The organism is Polycladidibacter hongkongensis (assembly GCF_001561995.1).
Classification (GTDB): Bacteria; Pseudomonadota; Alphaproteobacteria; order Rhizobiales; family Stappiaceae; genus Pseudovibrio; species Pseudovibrio hongkongensis.
The window spans coordinates 280935-301465 of the sequence record NZ_LLWC01000022.1; the positions used below are offsets into that span (position 1 = coordinate 280935).

General features: G+C 55.0%; 17 protein-coding genes. 6 read left to right on the top strand and 11 right to left on the bottom strand.

Annotation, left to right across the window (positions count from 1 at the left end; translation table 11 throughout):
- The 4 genes from AYK82_RS09410 to AYK82_RS09425 all read left to right on the top strand — a co-directional run bounded on the left by AYK82_RS09410 (position 1) and on the right by AYK82_RS09425 (position 4357).
- Positions 1-1488, top strand: a complete 1488-nt coding sequence (locus tag AYK82_RS09410; protein ID WP_068314542.1) for a M81 family metallopeptidase — start codon at positions 1-3, stop codon at positions 1486-1488.
- Positions 1489-1711: 223 nt separating this feature from the next.
- A complete protein-coding gene (locus AYK82_RS09415) occupies positions 1712-2677 on the top strand; it encodes a carbohydrate kinase family protein (protein ID WP_068314543.1) in 966 nt (321 codons plus the stop codon).
- Between the two features lie 19 nt (positions 2678-2696).
- Complete coding sequence (locus AYK82_RS09420) at positions 2697-3599, top strand: pseudouridine-5'-phosphate glycosidase (protein ID WP_068314545.1); 903 nt, start codon at positions 2697-2699, stop codon at positions 3597-3599.
- A gap of 272 nt (positions 3600-3871) precedes the next feature.
- Entirely contained in the window at positions 3872-4357 is a 486-nt protein-coding gene (locus AYK82_RS09425) for a hypothetical protein (protein WP_068314550.1), read from the top strand.
- Positions 4358-4885: 528 nt separating this feature from the next.
- Here the strand turns inward: AYK82_RS09425 and cckA are convergent.
- The 7 genes from cckA to flgB all read right to left on the bottom strand — a co-directional run bounded on the left by cckA (position 4886) and on the right by flgB (position 11012).
- Complete coding sequence (gene cckA, locus AYK82_RS09430) at positions 4886-7423, bottom strand: cell cycle histidine kinase CckA (protein ID WP_068314552.1); 2538 nt, start codon at positions 7421-7423, stop codon at positions 4886-4888.
- A 65-nt stretch (positions 7424-7488) separates the two neighbouring features.
- Positions 7489-8565, bottom strand: coding sequence for a flagellar biosynthesis protein FlhB (flhB, locus tag AYK82_RS09435; protein WP_068314554.1), 1077 nt, complete (start codon positions 8563-8565; stop codon positions 7489-7491).
- Between the two features lie 8 nt (positions 8566-8573).
- Positions 8574-9347: a flagellar biosynthetic protein FliR gene (gene fliR / locus AYK82_RS09440; protein ID WP_068314556.1), complete on the bottom strand. Its 774-nt coding sequence runs from the start codon at positions 9345-9347 to the stop codon at positions 8574-8576.
- A 59-nt stretch (positions 9348-9406) separates the two neighbouring features.
- Positions 9407-9673, bottom strand: a complete 267-nt coding sequence (fliQ, locus tag AYK82_RS09445) for a flagellar biosynthesis protein FliQ (RefSeq protein ID WP_068314558.1) — start codon at positions 9671-9673, stop codon at positions 9407-9409.
- Positions 9674-9735: 62 nt separating this feature from the next.
- Complete coding sequence (gene fliE, locus AYK82_RS09450) at positions 9736-10056, bottom strand: flagellar hook-basal body complex protein FliE (protein WP_068314559.1); 321 nt, start codon at positions 10054-10056, stop codon at positions 9736-9738.
- A gap of 66 nt (positions 10057-10122) precedes the next feature.
- Positions 10123-10533: a flagellar basal body rod protein FlgC gene (gene flgC, locus AYK82_RS09455; protein ID WP_068314561.1), complete on the bottom strand. Its 411-nt coding sequence runs from the start codon at positions 10531-10533 to the stop codon at positions 10123-10125.
- Between the two features lie 26 nt (positions 10534-10559).
- Entirely contained in the window at positions 10560-11012 is a 453-nt protein-coding gene (gene flgB, locus AYK82_RS09460; RefSeq protein WP_082733840.1) for a flagellar basal body rod protein FlgB, read from the bottom strand.
- Positions 11013-11484: 472 nt separating this feature from the next.
- On the opposite strand from flgB, the gene AYK82_RS09465 reads away from it, so the two are divergent.
- Entirely contained in the window at positions 11485-12735 is a 1251-nt protein-coding gene (locus tag AYK82_RS09465) for a flagellar biosynthetic protein FliO (protein ID WP_068314563.1), read from the top strand.
- 1 nt (position 12736) lies between these two features.
- Positions 12737-13564: a flagellar type III secretion system pore protein FliP gene (gene fliP, locus AYK82_RS09470; protein ID WP_082733841.1), complete on the top strand. Its 828-nt coding sequence runs from the start codon at positions 12737-12739 to the stop codon at positions 13562-13564.
- An 80-nt stretch (positions 13565-13644) separates the two neighbouring features.
- Here fliP and AYK82_RS09475 read toward each other — a convergent pair whose 3' ends face one another.
- The 4 genes from AYK82_RS09475 to fliM are packed head-to-tail and all read right to left on the bottom strand — an operon-like array spanning position 13645 to position 20491.
- Entirely contained in the window at positions 13645-18066 is a 4422-nt protein-coding gene (locus AYK82_RS09475) for a hypothetical protein (protein ID WP_156453315.1), read from the bottom strand.
- 48 nt (positions 18067-18114) lie between these two features.
- A complete protein-coding gene (locus AYK82_RS09480; RefSeq protein ID WP_068314566.1) occupies positions 18115-18786 on the bottom strand; it encodes a MotE family protein in 672 nt (223 codons plus the stop codon).
- Positions 18783-19289, bottom strand: coding sequence for a DUF6468 domain-containing protein (locus tag AYK82_RS09485; protein ID WP_068314569.1), 507 nt, complete (start codon positions 19287-19289; stop codon positions 18783-18785). Before AYK82_RS09485 ends, AYK82_RS09480 begins: the two co-directional genes overlap by 4 nt.
- Positions 19289-20491: a flagellar motor switch protein FliM gene (gene fliM / locus AYK82_RS09490; protein ID WP_068315642.1), complete on the bottom strand. Its 1203-nt coding sequence runs from the start codon at positions 20489-20491 to the stop codon at positions 19289-19291. The genes AYK82_RS09485 and fliM overlap by 1 nt, the downstream gene beginning before the upstream one ends.
- Between the last annotated feature and the right edge of the window lie 40 nt (positions 20492-20531).

Sequence of the window (20531 nt, forward strand, 5' to 3'; positions counted from 1 at the left end):
ATGCGCATCGCCTTTGGCGGCCTGCATACAGAATGCAGCACGTACTCACAGCAAATCCAGCATTGGCAGGATTTCACCATCGCCGCAGGCGAAGCGCTGGCACACCAACACGCCCCCTTGTTTGCCGCGCATCCGCAGGCAGAGCCTGTGCCATTATTCCACGCCCGCTCCATACCCGGCGGGCCAGTGCATCGGCCCACCTATGAGGGCATGAAACACAAGTTCTTGAAAGCTCTGGGCGCCGCCACCCCCGTGGATGGTGTGTTGCTGCTTATGCATGGCGCCGTGGTCACCCCCGGTCTTGCAGATGCAGAAGGCGACTGGATCTCTGCTGTTCGTGCTGTGGTTGGCGATCACACCCCCATAGCGCTCGCCTACGATCTGCATGGCAATGTCACCCAGCAGGTGATTGACAATATCGACATATTCGCCGCCTACCGCACCGCCCCGCATATTGATACTGACACAACCCGCGCCCGCGCGCTAGACATGCTGGTGCGCACCATCAAAGGCGATATCAAACCCTTTGTCGGCTGGGCCCCTGTGCCTGTCCTACTGCCCGGCGAGCGCACCTCCACCGAAGATGACCCCTGCGCCAGCCTCTACGCGACCTTGCCGAAAATAGACAAAACACCCGGCGTGGAAGACGCCAACCTGATGATTGGCTATGTCTGGGCAGATGAAGCCCGCGCCACCGCCTGCGCCGTGGTCACCGCCACCGACAACACCGCCTGCCGCACCGCTGTCAGCCAGATCGCACAAAGCTATTGGCAAGCCCGAGAGGCTTGTTGCTTTCGCGTCACAACAGATACGCTAGACGCGCTTTTGCCGCAGATAAAAGCCGCACTTGCAGAAAACACAGGCCAAAGTGGCCCGCTCATTCTCGCAGATAGCGGCGACAACCCCACCGGCGGCGGCGTTGGCGATCGCTCAGATGTACTTGCCGCCTTCCTGCGCGAGGGGTTGCGCGGCGCCGTCTTTGCGGGGATTTCCTGTGCCACCGCACTGCCTAAGCTAATGGCTATGGAGACCGGCGCCACCTGCCAAATTGAGGTTGGTGCGGCCTTGGGAAGTTGCTCGCCTCTGCTGCGAGCATCTGCTACGCTTCTTGCCAAATCCGGCAACGCTGCAGCGGCAAAAGATCAAGCTGTCCTTGTTGAGATTGCAGGCAACCGGGTTATTCTGACAGCAGACCGGCGCCCCTTCCATAACCTGCGCGATTTTGAAGCCTTTGGCATCACCCCCGCAGATGAGCGCTGTTTGGTGGTCAAATCCGGTTATCTCTCGCCTCAGCTGGCCCCATTGGCAAGCCCCGCCCTCATGGCGCTCACCGACGGCGCGGTGAACCAGAGCATCACCACTCTGCCAAACACCAAACGAACCATGCCCGCCTACCCATTTGCCAAAGAATTCCAATGGGAGCCTGAGGCCAAGCTCTCCTCCAGAGCCTTTCAGATGGAGCTCGATCTAGAGCTAGGCACTCCTTGAGTTTTCTGGAAATCTAACCACTGCACCAACCGGTTCATCCACAACCAGCCTCACCACACGGCAGCTGCGGCAAAATAGCTTTTGACCATTTGGAAAAAATAGCGCATGTTTCGCAGCTCGTGAATGGCGCAGTAAACGCCAGTGGCACGAACCACTGATAACCTCAGCGGGCGGCCACGGCCCCAGCTGTAGTTATCTCTCAGCCTCAAAAGCAGAGAGTGCCATGCTTATAAACCAAAGCGCCCCGCCCGGGGCCAAAATCGCAGTTATCGGCGCAATCCATCTGGATCGCATTGCCCATGCTGTTGTTCCAATACTACAAGATACCTCCACACCCGGCAGTATCGAGCCCAAGCCCGGTGGCGTTGCCACCAACATCTCTCGGGCTCTTGCGCGCTTGCAACAAGCTCCGGCCTTAATCGGCTGCCTTGGAGCAGATGCAGATGGCCGCTTCCTGATGGAAAACCTTGCCCAATCCGGCGTAGATACCGCAGGTATCAATATGCTGGAGGACCAGCGCACCGGCTCCTATCTTGCTCTGCATCAGCCAGATGGCGAGCTCTTCGCCGCTATTGCTGATAGCGAGATAACCGCAAGCATCCCGCTGCCTAGCCAGCATCACCTGCCGGCTAAATTGCAAGACGCGCAAATCTGGCTATGCGAAACCAATCTGGAGCCAAGCTACCTGCAGGCCCTTGCCGCGTGTAAGGGGAAACGCCTGTTGGCAGCTGATACGGTTTCCATCGCCAAAGCGCCTCGCTTGCGACCACTTCTGCCCTATCTGGATCTCCTGTTCACCAACAAGGCCGAGGCCGCAGCTCTACTTGATCTGCCGCAGGAAACAGGGACAGAAGAGCTCGCCAGCACGCTTGCCGCCAAAGGCTGTGGTACCGTTGCCATCACCAACAGCAGCAAACCGCTCACGCTTTATGCAGCTGGTCAATTGAGCAACTTACCGGTGCTGCCCGCAAATATCGTTGATGTAACAGGTGCGGGTGATGCGTTCATCGCCGGGTTTCTTGCCGCTTTTGCCAGCGATAACAAGGACCCGCACCGCGCCGCCTACCATGGCCTTACAGCCTCGGCCATTGCCGTGGAGGCCACAGGTGCCGCACCCACCAGCTTATCGCAGGACGCCATTCAAAAGCGCCTCGCCGACCACATCTCCACCTTGGAACAATCCCTATAAAACGCCCCGGAGCAAAACAATGAAAATCGAATACTCCAAAGAAGTCGCAGAAGCACTGGCCAGCGGTTCCCCTGTTGTCGCACTGGAATCCACCATTATCACCCATGGCATGCCCTATCCGCAAAACGTAGAGACCGCTCGCGAGGTAGAGCAGCTCATCCGCGACAATGGCGCCGTACCTGCCACCATCGCAGTACTAAAAGGCCAGCTGCATGTAGGCCTGGAAGATGCTGAACTTGAAGAGCTGGCACAGGCAAAAGACGTGATGAAATGCTCACGCGCTGATCTTACCTTCGCCATCGCCATGGGCCGCTATGGCTCCACCACTGTTGCTGCAACCATGATGGCCGCTCATGCAGCCGGTATCCGTGTGTTTGCGACTGGTGGGATCGGCGGCGTTCACCGCGACGCGGAAGAAAGCTTCGACATCTCTGCCGATCTGGATGAACTTAGCCGCACGCCGGTATGCGTTATCGCAGCAGGTGCCAAGGCGCTTCTGGACCTGCCAAAAACCATGGAGGTTTTGGAGACGCGCGGCGTGCCGGTCATCTCCTACGGTGTGGATGAGCTACCCGCATTCTGGTCCCGCACAAGCGGAATCAAAGCACCGACCCGCCTCGATAGCGCGGCGGACATTGCCAAGCTTCTTAAAGCACGCGGCGAATTCGGTGGCCACGGCGGTGAGCTGATCGCAAACCCGGTCCCGCAAGAAGACGAGATTCCAGCGGAAGAAATGATCGGCTTTATCGAAGCTTCCCTCAAGGCTGCAGAAGAAAAAGGCATCAAAGCAAAAGAGGTTACCCCGTTTATCCTCGGCCACATCTTCAAAATCACCAAAGGGCGTTCCCTTGTCACCAATATCGCACTGGTGAAAAATAATGCCCGTTTGGCCGCACAAATCGCAAGTGAGTACACCCGCTAGCAACAGACAGACACGCTAGGCAACGTCGACAAAGCCAATGCGATCAAAAAAATGCCAAGGGGCACAGTCCCTTGGCTTACATCGCACAAGAAAACACCTAGGATTTTACTAAAGCAACTTAAAGCACTACTAAAACAATTGATCCCTAAAATACCTCTGGTACAATCTTTGGGTCGCCGCAATAAAGCAAGCAGCATTACCCGATGGCTTGCAGCTGGCGACAACACGATATATTACGAAAAACAATAACTACCGACTCAGGATACTGAATAATGCGCAAACTGGTCGCCCTCGTGCTCCTTTTAGCTGTGGCAGCTTGCCAGTCTTCCACCAGCCGCCGTCCATCTGCAAACCTTGCGAGTGAGCGTCATCAGGAAGGCACGCAGTCCATCATAGTCGCAGCGTCACCTGAGCAGGTCCGCACAGCGCTCATCGCAAGCGCAGAGGAACGTGGCACCATTATCACCCGCGATGAAGCGAATATGGTCATCATGGAAAATGCGCTCTCTCGCAAAAACGATGTACTTGACGCGGAGTTTGGTCCTTCGGACAAGGGGGAGCGCGTGGTGCGGGTGCGTTTGCGTTTTTCTGGCAGCCCGTGTCGCACGCTTGTTGTTCAAGACCTTGCGCTGCTTAACAACGCCTACACCGACAAGGAGCAGTCCTTCCAGCTTCCAGGTGACGCGAACACGCAGTCCAGCCTTTTTGGTCTAAAAAGCAAAGCGGAAGCCACATCAACTTGCGCACCTGCCGTGTAAAGGGGCGAACCGCACAGCATTAATTCTTCAGATGGTGTGGAACGAGCCGCTTCCACACCCAATGCCTGCAAACGCAAACATCTTCGAACACTTTAAAAAGCGGCTAGCGCAATGCCGCAGCTTGTTTTGTGGCCCTCAGTTCCAAGCGGTTTCTAGTCCGACAGTGTTCACACCTATCTGGCAACTTGCCAAAAGCTATGATTACCAAACCTGCAGAAGCACTTCCGCGCACTTTACAAGAAACGAATTACAGCACGAGTACGTTGACGAACCACCTGTAACGAGAATTTCGTCTCGCGAAATGTAGGACAAAAACACGGCAAGGCTTTACGAGCAGGCCTCCTACAGCAATTGTATCTCGAGACTACAAATGTCGCTAGAGCTTCACTCAAAACGCGCATTGTCCTGCCTGCAAGCTTTAGACGCGGCGAAGACCTTGCACAGCTCCCAAGCAGACACGATCACAAAGCGTGAGTGCAATCGCATCTTACTCCATGAAGCGGAGCCCACTCAAACAGCAGCAACCACTTACTCGGCAAGCACTTCCTTTACTGTGGTCGCCAACTGTTTCAACGTGAAAGGTTTTGGCAGGAAATTGAATGTCTCCTCGGCAGGAAGGTTTTTCTCGAAAGCCTCCTCCGCATAACCAGATACAAAAATGATTTTCAAATCCGGTTGCATTTTTCGCAGTTCAACAAGCAGGCTTGGACCGTCCATTTCGGGCATCACGACGTCAGAAACCACCAGATCCATAGCCCCCCCCTCCTCTTCCATTACCTCAAGAGCTTCTGTACCACTGCCTGCCTCGAATACCTCATAGCCACGTGAGCTTAGCGCCCGCGCTGCAAATGCGCGCACAGCTTCTTCATCTTCAACGAGCAAAATTCGCGCCGAACCGGTAAGATCCGCTACCTTTTGCGGCTCCGCCTTTTTCTCGGCTTCCAAATGTTTTTCAGGGGCAGCAAAGCGTGGCAACAGAATTCTGAAGCAAGTCCCCTCACCTTCCTTACTTTCACAAAAGATGTATCCACCTGTCTGCTTCACAATACCGTAAACAGTCGATAGCCCCAATCCGGTACCCTTACCCACCTCTTTGGTCGAGAAGAATGGCTCGAAGATCTTTTCCCGCACCTGCGCGCTCATGCCATGGCCACTGTCTGACACCTCGATCATCACATAATCGCCCTTTGGCACAATCTGTGCCTGCTCCATGCCAGCAACGCCGCTTTCATCAACATTGGCAGTAAGGACACGAACCTCCCCCCCTTCCGGCATGGCATCGCGGGCATTCACAGCCAAGTTCATGATCACCTGCTCAAGCTGGTTTACATCAGCCATCACCGGCCACAAGTCTCTCCCATGCACCACTTTGAGCTCGATTTTCTCACCAAGAAGACGATTGAGCAAAATATCCAAATCTGCCAAAACATCACCAAGAACCAGTTCTTTAGGCCGCAAGGTCTGCCGCCGTGAGAAGGCCAGCAACTGGCGCACAAGCCCAGCCGCCCGGTTCGCATTCTGCTTGATGTTCATGATGTCAGGGAATGCCGGATCAGTGGGGCGGTGGCTGGCAAGTAGCAAATCGGAGAAGCCAATAATCGCAGTCAGTACATTGTTAAAGTCATGCGCTACGCCGCCTGCCAGCTGGCCGATGGCTTGCATCTTTTGGCTCTGGGCAAATTGCTCCTCTAGCGCCCGCTGCTGTGTGGTTTCCAGCGCATAAACAACTGCTACTTCCTGGCCATCGTCCTGCTCATCAATCGCACACACATAACAGGTTGCCGAACGTTGCCGCCCCTCTACTTCCATTGAAACTTCGACAGGTGGAATATCCCCTTGTCCTGCCTTGGCAGCTTCAAGAGCTGTCGAAAATCCCCTGCTTGCATCGCCACCAATGAGCGTAGCAAAGGGCTGCCCCTCGACCCCTTGCACATTGTCTTGCATAAGCTTCAAGAACCGCCCATTGTGACGCACAACCGCGCCAGAAGCAGACAGGGTTGCAATCGCAATTGGGGAATTATTAAAGAAACGGGCAAACCGCACCTCCGCCGCGCGCAAGGCCTCCTCATCCTGACGCCCTTCAAGCCGCGTGAGTACCAAAGTACGGCTATCCCCTGCCATACCATCGACACCAAACGGCACCTGATGCACCAAACGAACCGGAATGGTTTTGCCACCGCGCCCAACAAGGTCAAGATCAAAGCTTTGCGTTTTTACCTCGCCCTCTTCGCCGCTCATGGAGCTAAGCAACGCGGCGCCGTCTCCGTGCACCATCTGCGACAATGCAAGCGACCCATCACTGGAGCTGGCCAAGTCATGCCCAAGCCAAGTAGCCAATGTTGCGTTCAGATAAACAATTCGCCCCTGCCCATTCACCGAGAAAAAGCCGCCGGGCGCGTGATCTAAAAAATTGATAACCTTCTGCAACTCTTGAAAGGAATTTTCTTGTGCATCCCTCTCACTGCTGATGTCGCGCAGCTGCCAAATGCTGTGCACCTCGCCCCGTGTTGCTACCCTTTGCATTGGCCGCACACCTACACGATACCAATGCGGCTGGCGCACCAAACCGCTAACGGCATAGGGTAAGCGTATTTCCTCTTCTGCTTGGCGCCCTTCCCGCTGTGCTTGAGCAAGTCGAAACATCGCATCTGCAGCATCCGGGTCAGCTGAAAACAGCCGTGCAACACTGCGCAACTCGCCGTGGGCGGGCTGACCACTCATCCGCGCGTAGGCAGGGTTGGTGTAGACGATACGTCCGTCGCTGTCGCACAGCACCACGCCATCCTCAAGGCTATTCAGATAAGCTTCCCCCCACTCAGGTGCGCTTACTTGCTCTCCAAACCGCAACAGGCCAACTGCATAGGCAAACAGCGCAGCAACGCCCACAAGCGCGAGCACGCCCAACAATCCGTAAAGATAAGGTTCTGCAACCTGCAGCCCCAGAAGCGCCAAAAGCGCCACAGCTCCGCCAAGCATAATGCAAAGTCCGGCCAGCATTACAAAACTCCCCGCACGTGGTGCAGTTGCCGCCAGATCTCCAATGCCGTCTTGCTGCGCGTTACCCATTGCCACCTCAGAATTACCTGTCTTTAACCACAGGTGATAAAACCGCCCGAAAAGCAAGCGAAACCCTAAGGACGCTGCCCACCCTTATTCTTCAGCTGCATGACATAGCCAATCACCTTTGCCACCGCTTCAAAATGTTCTTCCGGAACCAACTCGTCCAAATCCATCGCCGCATGCAGTGTCCGCGCCAAAGGCGGGTTCTCCACCACTGGCACCTGCGCGTCTTCGGCAACCCGGCGGATACGCAGCGCCAGCGCGTCAACACCCTTTGCCACACACTTAGGCGCGCCCATACCCTCTTCATAGTGCAATGCCACCGCGTAGTGCGTCGGGTTGGCAATTACCACTGTCGCCTCAGGTACAGCGCTCATCATCCTATGGCGAGAGCGCATAACCCGCAATTCACGAATCTTCGCCTTAATTTGCGGATCACCTTCTGCCTGCTTGTATTCCTCTTTAATTTCCCGGCGCGTCATCCGTTGTTTTTTAAACCACTTTTGCCGCTGCCAAAGGTAGTCTACGCCCGCAATCACCGTCATCACCGCAAGGATGGCACCAATCAGCTGCAGCGACAATTCTTTAGTTTCCTCAAGCAAAAGTCGCAGGTCCCGAAAAACCAGAGTGTCCAACACCCGTCGCTGCGGCCACAACACCAGCCCCATCAATCCCGCAACCACGAGAATCTTGACAAGACCCTTGAGAAAGTTCGCCAAGCTTTCTTGAGAGAACAATCGCTTGAGGCCTTTTAAAGGTGAAACTTTCTCCAACTTTGGTTTCAGCCGCTCGCTAGACCAAATCGGCTTATGCTGGATCAGGTTGCCCGCCATCGCAAACAGCAACATCACCGCCATTGGCGCGGCAATAATCGCCAATAGCGCCGGTCCAAGATCGCGCCAGAGCAACACCAAAGCAGGTCCATCAAGCCGCATTTGTCCTGCCTTATCAAAAAAGTTCTCTAGCAGCCCAGAAAGCGATCCAGCGGTACGATCTGCCAGAAAAGTCATCGCCATCGCGGTGCCCAAAACGGCAAACCAAGTGCTCACCTCTTGCGATTTGGGAACGTCCCCTTTCTCATGCGCGTCATCAAGGCGCTTTTGCGTGGGCTCCTCGGTCTTTTCTGAATCGTCACTATCTTCGGCCATTTCCGCTCCTAGTTCGCCAAAAACGGCGAGAGCACCGCCTCATACTGCTGCAAGTACCACCCCATTAAGGTCGAGAGAAGCAACATTAGCAAGGTAAACCCGGCCAGAATAGCCACCGGCATCGCAACAAAGAAAATCTGCAACTGCGGCATCAGCTTGTTTAACAGCCCAAGCCCAAAGTAAAACACGAGCCCAAACAGGATAAACGGCGCCCCGATATGCGCCGCAATCACAAAGACATGACTGACAGTATCCACCGCCATGTGTGCCATATCTCCCACCGGTAGAATTCGACCGGGAGGAAACAAGGTAAAGCTGTCATGAATACCGGCGATAATCACATAGTGGAGATTAGTCGCCAGTACTAGCGTTGTTCCCAGCATCGCCAGAAAACTGCCAACCATAGCGCCTTGCTCGCCAAAGTTGGTCATATCACCACCCATCGCAAACGCCAGACCGCTCTGATTGGCGATAATGGCCCCCGCCGTTTGCAGGGCGTACGCAATCAAGCGCATCCCCAGCCCGACAAAAAAACCCAGCACCAACTCTAAAAACAAATAGCGCAGCAACACCGGCAACTGTTGCAATTCGCCAAGCGGGTACAGCGGCTGTACTAGTGGATACAGCACATAACACAGCATTAACGCCACAATCAGCCGGATACGCACGGGTATCGCCCGCTCGCCAAACACCGGCACCAACATAATCATGGTGCCCACACGGGCAAAAACTAAAAAGAACACTGCAGTAAAAGCAGAAAGGAAGCTTAGGTCTATCTCCACTCAGCCTCCCTCACCTTGATGCCGCCAGCCTCCACGTGCCTCAACCCGTCTACCATAGGCTAAAATCCGGAAACTATTAGCTGCGATATCTGCTCGGTGAAGGAACCAAGCACGGAACCCATAAATGGGAATGCTACCAAAAGTGCAAGAAAAATAGAGATAATTTTTGGAACAAACACCAAGGTCTGCTCCTGAATTTGGGTGAGCGCTTGGAACAGCGCTACAATCACCCCGACAACCAAACCGACCAGCAGCACCGGAACAGACAGCTTAATCAAAGTCCAGATGCCACTGGAGGCAATATCTAGAACTTCCGCGCCTGTCATTCACTTGTCCCGCTTGTTGCTCGCGCAGCCTCAAGCCCTACCTTCGCAGCAAGGCAAAACCGTTAGATCGGCATGCGCATAATCTCTTCATAAGCAGAGATCACCTTATCACGCACCGAAACCACAGTCTCCATGGCGACCTCGGTTTCTGCCACTGCAGTCACCACATCCACAACATTGGCGCGCCCTTCAACCAGATTAAGCGCCTGCGCCTCTGTTGCTTGCCCACCCTCGCGCACTTCGGCAATAGCCGACTTCACAAGATTGTCAAAACCAGCGGAGCTTAAGCCCGTGGTGCCGGCAGCGCTTTGCCCTTCACCGCCCTTGTTAACCAATCCAGCAACCGCGCTATACGCATTTGCAGCAAGTGAGGCATTTGCCATGTTATCTCTCCGTTAAAACCGCCAATGCGAGCTGGCACTTACATTTTTGATAGGCCACAGGGCCGCCTAACCCTTTAAGATATCCAATGTCCGCTGCACCATAGACCGGCTGGAGCGCACAACATTCAAATTGGCCTCATAAGAACGCTGCGCCTCGCGCATGTCCGCCAGCTCTATCATAGTGCTCACATTCGGTAGCTTGATGTAGCCCTTCGCATCAGCAGCAGGATGCGAGGGCTCATAGCGGGTCTCAAAATCGCTTTGATCACCCGCAACCTTGCCAAGTTTCACTAGCTCCGCCCCAACCTTGCGATCAAAATCACTTTCAAATGAAACCACCTTTCGCCGGTATGGCTCCGCCCCGGGCGTTGTCCCGGTGGAATCCGCATTAGCAATATTCTCAGCAATCACCCGCATACGGCCCGTCTGCGCACGCAAACCAGAGGCAGCAATCTGAAGTGACTTCAAGAAATCCATTGGCTCTCTCCAAACCTACAAAAACCCTAGGCGCTACGGCGCAAAGCGGTCTTTAGTAATCCAAGTGAACGGGTGTAAAGGCTTGTTGCCATCTGATAATCCATTTGGTTCTGCGCCAGCTTCATCATCTGCTCTTCTAGAACCACGTCATTGCCGTCTGGTGTCACTTCAAGCCCGGCTTTTCGTGTCACGTCCTGCTGCATCTGTAACGCCCGGCGGGAAGAGACCTGCGCCAGTTGCGGACCAGAACCCAGATGGGCCTCATCAGTGCGAACCGGTTGCATTGTTGCCCCAGTTGTTCCGTTCTGCCCACGCGCGGCTTCCATCAGCCCCTCAAATTTATAGGCGCGCAAATCTTTGGCCTGATAGCCCGGCGTATCTGCATTGGCGATATTTTCCGCCAATACACCCTGACGGGTTTGATGCCACGCCATCTTTTCTTTCAAGGCCTGAAACAGGGGCAAATCCGTAATAGCCATGTGCACACCTCTTCCAACCTGCGGTAAAGCGACTCTCATCCACACTCATCATAGGAAAATTTTGCCGCCCCCATGTGAGATAAATAGTTAATATTAACCATTATTAATCCAAGGAATCGCGGAAATACAAGCAATAGCTCCAATTTTCCCGCTTCCTCGTTAACCATTTTAGTGCCCGTGCCCAAAAGACCAGCTCAATGACACGGTAAAAACTACCCAGTCTTGACGGAACTCCCGTAGACGCCATTAATTATCCATAATGTCGCGCCAGCTTCACTAAGTTTTCGTAATGTAAAATTGAAGGGTAAAATTTTAGAGATCTGCGCGCCACTCCTTTTGTTACGCTTGTCTTTGCCCCGCTGAAAGCCTAAAGAGAATACCTCTAGCTTATCGTTGGCCGGCGCCAAAACAGGCAGGGGCACCCGCGCCAACCAGCCACCGGCTAAACAACTTTTTGAGGACTAAACGATCCATGGCAGATTGGTTAATGGAATTCATCGGGCTTTCAGAACCTGTAGCCAACATTCTAGGGGCAATCATTGGCCTTGCCCTTGTAATTGGCCTAATGGGCCTTTGCTACGCTGTGTTAAAGCCCTTCATCAAAACCAATTACAAAGGCTATCGCAACCGCCAGCCCCGCATCGCAATCATGGATGTTACCGAGCTGGATGCCCGCCGTCGCCTTCTTCTTGTTCGCCGCGATAATGTAGAGCATCTGATTCTTGTGGGTGGCCAGAATGATCTGGTCGTTGAACAAAATATCCTGCGTGCCATGCCCCAAGGCCAAACGCAGCGCAACCAAACCTTGCAGCAAGGCCAGCAAGCCACACAGGCCGCAGCCATTACGCAGCCGCAAGCCGTTGCCCAGTCCAATCAGGCGGTCGCCCAACCACAAGCTGCGCCAACAACCCAAGCTGCCCCAATGCAGCAAGAACACGCCCTGCACGCCAGTGCTCCGCAGCCAACAGCGACACAACCACAGCAACAAATCGCCCAACCCGCAGCCCAGCCGTCGACCCCTTCGGCGACCCGCCAGCAGCGTGCTTCGGCAGATTATCAACGCCACCTAGCTGCCAGCCGAGAGCGTCTGCGCAAGGCAGAGGCAACCGTAAAAGCAAACGGCACCAATAGCAGCGTGGCTAATGGCGGCGTTCATGTAACAGAAGCCCAACGTCAGGCACAGCAAGTTGCTGCGGCCCGTGCGCTGGCTGCTTCACGTGCCTCTGTGTCGCCCCCATCCGCAGGACCCGCTGCACGTATTGTAGCTGCTCAGCAGGAAAAGCAACGACAGGATGAAGCCGCGCAAAGCGAAGTTGTGGCCGACACAGCAGCGCTTGCGAAAGACCAGACAAAGCCTGTTGAAGAAACCGTACCAACCTTGAAACTGGCAAGCTCACTTGAGGAAGCTTTGTCCCCGGAAGTGACAACGAGCACTCAGAGCCCAGAAGCCAAGGAACCAGATGCAACGCCAACCAACGCTGATAAAAAGCCTGAGAATGCCGAGAATGTGCATCAGCTTGATTTAGAAGCAGCCATTCAAGAGACCGTTGCCAAGGCATCCAACTCTGACGAAAATCCAACGCAAGAGGACAAGGTAGAGGCGCCTGCAGCAGCAGACGATGCAACTGCGGAAAGCAAGGGTGAAAAAAGTAAAAACCCAATTCCCGCTGAAGCCCTCGACAAAGAGATGGCTGACCTACTAAGTGAGTTAAAGCCAGCCTGATATGCCGAGCCGCATCCTGAAGTCCCCGCGCAAGAACCTGTTGAAACCCTCTTGCGCGGGCGCACCCCAGCAGCCGAAACAACTCCTGCATACTGCCCTTAGGCAAATAGCCCTCCTGCTCTGCGCCTTCGCAGCCTTATGGGCAGCGCCAGCGCTAGCCCAATCTATCAGCATCAACTTTGGCGAAGGCGACACCGTCACCGAACGGGCCTTACAAATCGTCGCGCTGCTCACAGTGCTTTCGCTGGCCCCCAGCATACTCATAATGGTAACCAGCTTCACCCGCATTGTTGTGGTGCTCTCTTTGCTGCGCACAGCCATTGGGTTGCAAACAGCACCGCCTAACGCAGTTATGATCGCCCTCGCATTGTTCCTCACGGCCTTTGTGATGGAACCCACCTTTACCAAAGCCTATGACGAAGCAGTCCGCCCCTTAATGGACGGCACCATTGAAGTGGAACAAGCTGCCGAACGCGGCGTAGAGCCATTTCATGAATTCATGCGCTCACAAGCGCGGGTTGAAGATGTCACGATGTTCCAAAGCCTCTCCCGTAAGGAACCACCGGCAACGCCAGAAGAGCTCAGCCTGCGCGTGCTTGTTCCGGCATTCATGATTAGCGAGCTGCGCCGCGCCTTCGAAATCGGCTTCTTGCTTTACCTGCCGTTTCTTATCATTGATCTGGTTGTAGCCTCAGTCCTCATGTCCATGGGGATGATGATGTTGCCGCCGGTCGTAATTTCGCTGCCGTTCAAGCTAATCTTTTTTGTGCTTGTTGATGGCTGGCAGATGATCGCAGGATCACTCGTTCGCAGCTTTGGCGGCGGCTAAGCTGATAGTGTAAATCGATAGGAAAAGGGCGCGTCATCACAAGCAGTGAAGAACGCGCTCTTTTTTCTTATCAGCTATCCTTAGCTTCCCGTATCGGCCTTGTTGCTGTTGCCCTCTGGTTCACCCAATTGCAAATCGGTCCCATCTGGATCAATCGGGGCGTCAGCGCTACTTTGCCAAGCTGTTTCCGCCAAGTACCGACGTCTGTACTCTTGCAAGAAAGCATTCAGATTGCTTTCACCTGATACCTTGTTCACAACTTGCAGGAACTCCACGCCACGTTCTTCGATTGGCCGTGTAACAACCTCGAAATCTTTCGCACGCTCCCCGCCCTGCATTTTTTCTGCATATTTTTGTTGTAAACGCCCCAGACTAAGCTGCTCGCCAGCCATTGTGTAGGCAACCGCCGCACGCAGCACATCTATCTGTTCTTGATCAGAAAGCGGCGCTGCTTCCTGCCAGCGGGTGCCATGCATCGCTTCCAGCTGCTCGCCAGCTTCACGCCAGGATTTCGCCTGCCAAAGGATATCGGCGCGCAGCCTGTCCACATCATCACCGCGCATGTTACGAACAAGTTCGATAGCAAGATCCGGCCGCCCACTTTCGGCCAGCGCACTCCCCTCAACGATATTCCGCTGGTGCAGCAGCACATCAGGCAGTTGCCCCTGTCGTGTTTGGCTAAGCACACGCAGCGCTTGCTCTGGCTTGCGGTTTAGCAAATGCACCACGGCAAGATCCGCAGCGATTTGCGCCTTGGCAGCGCCGCGCAAGCGATGATCAATTTGATGTTGCAAAATCGCCGCAGCCTGATCAAGCAGATCCATATCGACCAAGCGGTTGGCGAGCCGGCGAACCATCACATCGCCCTCACGCCCCGGCGGCACTAACTCCCGAAAATCATAGAACAAAGCCAAAGACGCCACCGGATCTAGCCCGGAATTCCCGCCCCGCAAGAAGATATCCGCAAACACCTTCTGCATCTTAGCCTGCAATTCGCGCGTGATTTCAGAATCAGGGTCAGATTCCAGTGCCTGCCCCATGGCGTCAAAAGCTTGCCGGTAGTTCCCGCTGCTCACGTTCATTTGCGCCAGCGCATCTAGAGTTCGCAGCTCGGTGCGATCTCCACGCCAAGTCGCAGCCAGTCCTTCTAGCTCCGCAATCGTGTCAATCGCATTTGTACTGCCATCGCGAAAACGTAGCAACGTCGCCCGTAGCTGAGATTCCGCCGCCAATGGCCCGTCGCTAGAGCGGACGATCTCTTCATAGCCGTCAAGAGCTTCAACCAGTTGGCCTGATGCCTCCGCCGTTCTTGCCCTAAGGTAGTCGTAGGTGCGCAGCTGGGCCAAAGAAAGGTTTTCAGGTTCAATCGCGCTCAGCCGTCCAATCGCCGCCCCGTAATTGCCAAGTTCCATCTGCGCCCCGGCAATAGCAAGCCAAACATCATTCCGAACCGCATCTGGGTAGCCCCGCACCCCTTCCTCAGCCAATGGAATTTCTTGATACACCGCTGGCCAGTTTTCTTTTGCTCGTTGCGCCAACAACCGCCAAACAGCCGCTTCTGGGTGATCACCAAGCTCTTCTGCACGCAAATACCTCAGCGCTTCTTCCGGCCGGTCCGCCATATACTGTGCCGCGCCCATCATTAGCGCGTACTTTGGTTCCTTGCGAATGGCGCTATTTTGCTGCTCAATCAACTGCATCATACCCAGAGCTTCATGCGCAAAGCCTTGAGAGAGGTAAAAATGTGCCAATTCCTGCCGCAAACCCTGTAACTGCGCCTCATCAGCTGCCGCGATCGCCCCCTCAAACTGTCGTAGCTTGCCAAGAAAATCCTTGTGGGTTTGCTCATCAAGCAGCGACAGGCCGACAGCGTCAGCGGCTTCTACACTTTCCTCTCCTTCCTGCGCAAGCAGGAAACCCGCCGACGTGGAAGACAAGGCCAATCCGCCAGCACGCCCGAGCACAACCTCGCTTTCACCAATTAACGGCTCAATGCCGTCAACCTTGGGCAGCAGTGCGATCCCGTTTAGGGCTTTGAGGAATGAAACCTGCGCAAAATCCTGTGGCCGCGTCACTGCGCGCACGGGTGGATACGATGTAATCATCATAACTTCATCGCCAACCACAGGATCAAGCAACTTGTGTACATGCCCGACTTTATCTAGACCAATTCGTAAACCGGTGCCCCCTTCCGGCAAGCCTACCCGCTCAACTGGCAGCGCCTGCGAGGAAGCCAATACTCGCGAACTTACCGTCAAAACCCAGTTGTTTCCATTCGTCTCAAGGCTCGCAAGGGCAGTGTCCGACAGCTCCAGCAGCATCAATGCCAACTCGCCTTGACGGTCCATCACCGCACCTGTTGCATATTCATCCAGAATCCGCAGGCCAGTGCCTATATGCAGCTCCTTATCACTGTCAAAAGCCAACCACAAACGGTTACCGCGCTGGAAAACAGCCGAACTTACAGGTTCATCGAAGGTGAACTCCAGCCGCGCCACATCGTCAATCCGCCGCGCATCAACATGCACCAAACCACTGCCGATCACCGGCTGCGGCGGCATGGTTTCCGCCGAGATCCGTTTTGACGCGGCATCTTCAGGCAGGACCTCGCTTTCTGCAATTGTGGCAAGCGGCTCAACCCCATCGTTAACCTGCAACTCTTGATCTTCGCCAGTCAGCCCAGTTTGGCGGTTCAGATTCGCCACCAAGGCGCCAATTTCGTCGCCTTGCATCAGCGGTGCTTCCTGTAAAACCTCATGGACAGGATCATCACGCAATTCTGCACTCGCGTGCGGGGCTAGCACTGGCTCTCCTGCTGGTTTTTGGTGTGGTACCACAGCGACAAATGGCGCCACAGCATCGCGCAGCTGCCCTTGTTCCTCTTCAGACATATGCCCATTAGCAGGCATTTGCTCATCGGTAGGCAAACGCGACTGATCGCGCTTTACTATTCTTTCACTTGGCAGCGCAGGAACATCACCCGCACCAGCTTCATCTGGGCCGCTCCGCCTCTCATTGGGTGCCAGCACAGAATCATTTGCCGTAGCGCGTCCCGCTTGAATTTGCAGCTGAGGTTCGCGCAAAATACGCGTCGTATTGTTTGGCTCCGGGGCCGGGCCTTGCTGGCGGCTGAGTGTCGGTCTGACGCTCGGTCTAGGTTCTGCAGCCTTTTGAGAGACAAGCACAGGTTCAGGCGAAGATGATGCAGGAGTCCGCTGCGAGCTGACCTCTTCAGGCAACAACGACATCGGCGGCGCTTTGGCAACCTGAAGCGCAGCTGGAACAGCCGTCTTCTTAACAGGTCGCGCTTGTACGGGTAGCCCACCAATCGCATGCACCGGCGCCAGCGAAAGCTGTGGCTTTTCCGCCTTAGTCCGCTCTATCCTTTGAGCCTGCGCCCCTTTAACAGGCACCTCTGTTGGCGTCTTCGCCTGCGGCGCTGTATTTTGTGAAATTGTATTCGCTGGCGCAGGAGGCGGCGCTTGTTGCTGCACGTATAATGGGTCCGGTTGCAGTGCCGCTTGCGTTGCCGCTGGCAACTCCTCCCCCAAGGAAACGATAAGATCCTCGGCTCCTGCTGGCGGTGCGTTGCCAGAGGACAGCGCCTCTGCGAACTGTTCGTTAAGCGGATCGAGTTCGCCTTGTTGTGCAGGCGTGACGTCGACAACGTAGCTCGCCCCTTCCTTAAACGCACGAACCTGAGACTGTGGGTCCACACGCATACGGAAGAACAGCTCATCCCCCTCCACAAAGGAAGTCGCCCCGAGCACCCCTTTGGGCGGATCAACACTCAGCCGAGCCACATCCAGCTCTGCAGCTCGATTGAAGATCACCTGTACAATATTGCCATTACGCACAAATGCACTCTCAAATGGCATATTCCAATCAAATACCAAGCGCGAAAAAGTCGGGTGTTGCCCAAGCCGTAGCAGGACTTCTGGTACCACCTGTTCGCTCTCGGCCTCCAGCTCCTGAACCCGGCGCAGCGCCGCATCAGCACGTCGCGATAGCTCCCGAACAACATCCTTCGGCAGGCTGGGCGGTAAACCTGTCCAGCTTTGCGGCAGCAGATCAACAAACAGCTTCTCTCCCGCCTCCATAGAGTTGATCGTCACAGCTTGCTTTAGCGCAAATCGCAAGGCTGTCCCGTCAGGATCGCGACGCGCAATAGAAATATAATCGGGCAGCGCTCCAGGAACGTCGTCCACGGAAACATTGACCCCTTGAGGAAATGTCAGACGCAGGACACCTGCTGTAATGGAGGCCTCATAGGCGGGCAGCAGCGTTTGTTCAGGAAAGCTGATAATCAACCGGGCAAAACCGCGCTCTTCAGCAGCCACCAGCGCAGCGCGATCTGCCGCAAACGCATGACTGAAAGCAGTAGCCCCGAGCACAGCAATAAAAAGGCCAGAACGAAAAACCACATGCAACAAGAGCGCGAGCAGGCCACCTGCCTGTCTCCCGCGCTTCAAAGCAACACTTCTTTCCTTGCATGCACTCACGTAATCCGCCCCATCACATCACCTTTTTGTACCACCCCAACAAAAACGCTAGTTGCCCTTTATTTTTGGCAGCATTTTCACACCACTTTTTGCCGTAGGAACCTTTGCTTGTCCGCCAGATGCCAAAGCAATGGTGAGCCGCTCCGCTACCGCTGGATCCATCTCCGAAAGTACATCGGCCATTTTTCGAGGCTGCATTTGCTGTACAACCTTAATGAGCACGCTCATATCCAGCCGATCAAAGATCCGTGCCGCGTTTTTAGGCTTCATCGCCGAATAGATCTCAACCAGATCGGCGATTTGTTGGCTGGCTTCCTCCTTCTGGCGAGTTTTCGCTGTACCAACATCCTTTTCCAGCTTTTGCAACTCTTCCATTCGCAGATTAATACGCTCTTCGGTGCTTTTTAGCATCTGCTCGCGCAGCTCAAGCGCATGCTCACGCGAGTTCAACTCATCACGCCGCTTGCCAAGGCTGGATAACACCGCACGCTCTGAAACAGATGTCCCCAAGTCGGATAGCACATCGCGCGGCCCATCTTTATGCACCACTGGCGCTGCCGTTGAAGCATCCGCAGGTGTTACTTCAGTGCTGGATTGCTGCGCTTCAGCTTCCCCAAGCAGGCTCAGGTGGTACTTGTCCTCCAGCGTCAGGCTCAAAACCTTTAGCACCAGCAACGAGCTACCAGCAAATACAACAAGCGGCAGAAGTCTTAGTTTCACGCAACCCTCCCCGATGTACGCCGCCGGAATTGTTCAAGCCGAGAAGCGGTTTCATTGGCCGCCCTACACAAATCTCCAGTAACCTTTTTACGCGCTGGCATCTCATCCACCGGCTGCACCGCTGCAGGTTCTGGAGCCTGAGTTGGTGCGGGCTGCGACACCCCCGCTTGCGGCGCCACCGCCTGCGCCGAGGCCGCCACGCTGCCGATACGTTCCAACACATCTTCGCCGCCTTGCAACTGATTAGATAGTTTGCGCGAGACCTCTTCAGCCTCCCCAAGGCGGGCACCTAAAGTCCGATCTGCATTCCCGGCCGTAGACTTCAAGCCCAAGATCGCCCGCTCGGCAATCTCCGTCGCCGTCACCAGTTCGGCAATCGTCGCCCGCAACGATGCCTCATCCGCCCGCAAGCATTTCAAGCGCTTATTCAGCACATAGCAATAACCAATGGTCACCACCAATAGCACCGCAACCACACACTCAACAATCAGTCCCAAAGGCATCACGAGGACTCCACATCACTACGCATCGATTTTTCAAAGGCCGCCAACGACATTTTCGGCAGGCGCAACTGCTTTGAAATTTCGATAGAAATATTGTTACCCAAGCGCCCCATAACCCCCTCGGTCAATGGCACGCCACCGCATTTTATCTGCACCGGGTCCTTAGGCTCCGTGTCAAACACCAATGTTTGCCCCACCTCAAACCCAAGCACCCGTCGCAGCGAAATCTCGTTTTCATAAAGCACAGCATCAACCTGCACTTCCGAGCCGTAAACCTCCGTAGCCAAGTGTTCTTCCCACTTGGCATCCCGCCCCAGCTTCTCCCCCATGAACATCTGCAGCAGCAGCTCACGGATCGGCTCAAGCGTGGCATACGGCAGCAAGATCTCCACCTTGCCGCCCCTGTCATCCATATCGATACGCAGCTCGACAAGAATAGCCGCATTGGCAGGGCGCGAAATCGCGGCAAATCTCGGATTGGTTTCAAGCCGTTCTAACGGCAACCGTACGGGAGACAATGGCGCGAACGCCTGCTCCGCATCTGCAAGGATGATATCAATCATCCGGCGCACCAGCGTGGTCTCAATGGTGGTATAGGGCCGCCCCTCAACGCGCACCGCGCTACTGCCGCGTCCACCGCCCAGCAGTACATCAATGATGGAGTAAATCAGCGAGGATTCAACCGTGACCAAGCCAAACCCGTCCCACTCATGCGCTTTAAACACACCAAGGATCGCCGGCAGCGGGATCGAATTCAGATAATCACCAAAACGAACGGAGTTAATGGAATCAAGCGATACCTCCACATTGTCCGAAGTGAAATTGCGCAGCGAAGTCGTCGTCAACCGGACCAGCCGGTCAAACACGATCTCCAGCATCGGCAGGCGCTCGTAAGAGACCATCGCCGAATTGATGAGCGCGCGAATACCGCTGTCATCTCCATCCAGAGAATCCTCAAGATTGAAGCCCAGAAGGTTATCAATCTCTTCCTGATTGAGCACACGATCAGAGCCACGATTAGCCCCGTCCAGCTCCGCTTCCACATCTTCGGCAAGGGCAGTCCATTGCGCAGCAATATCCTCTGCGTTTCCAGCGCCCTGCTCCTGCAAGGCAGCCCCCCACGCAGCGGCCAGATCGTCCTCATCTGCCACCATATCACCGGATTCTTTTAGCGCATCCCCCCAGGCCTCATCGAGGTCCATGTCTTCAAGGGGGTCGTCAATGTCTGCCACTACGCCTCCT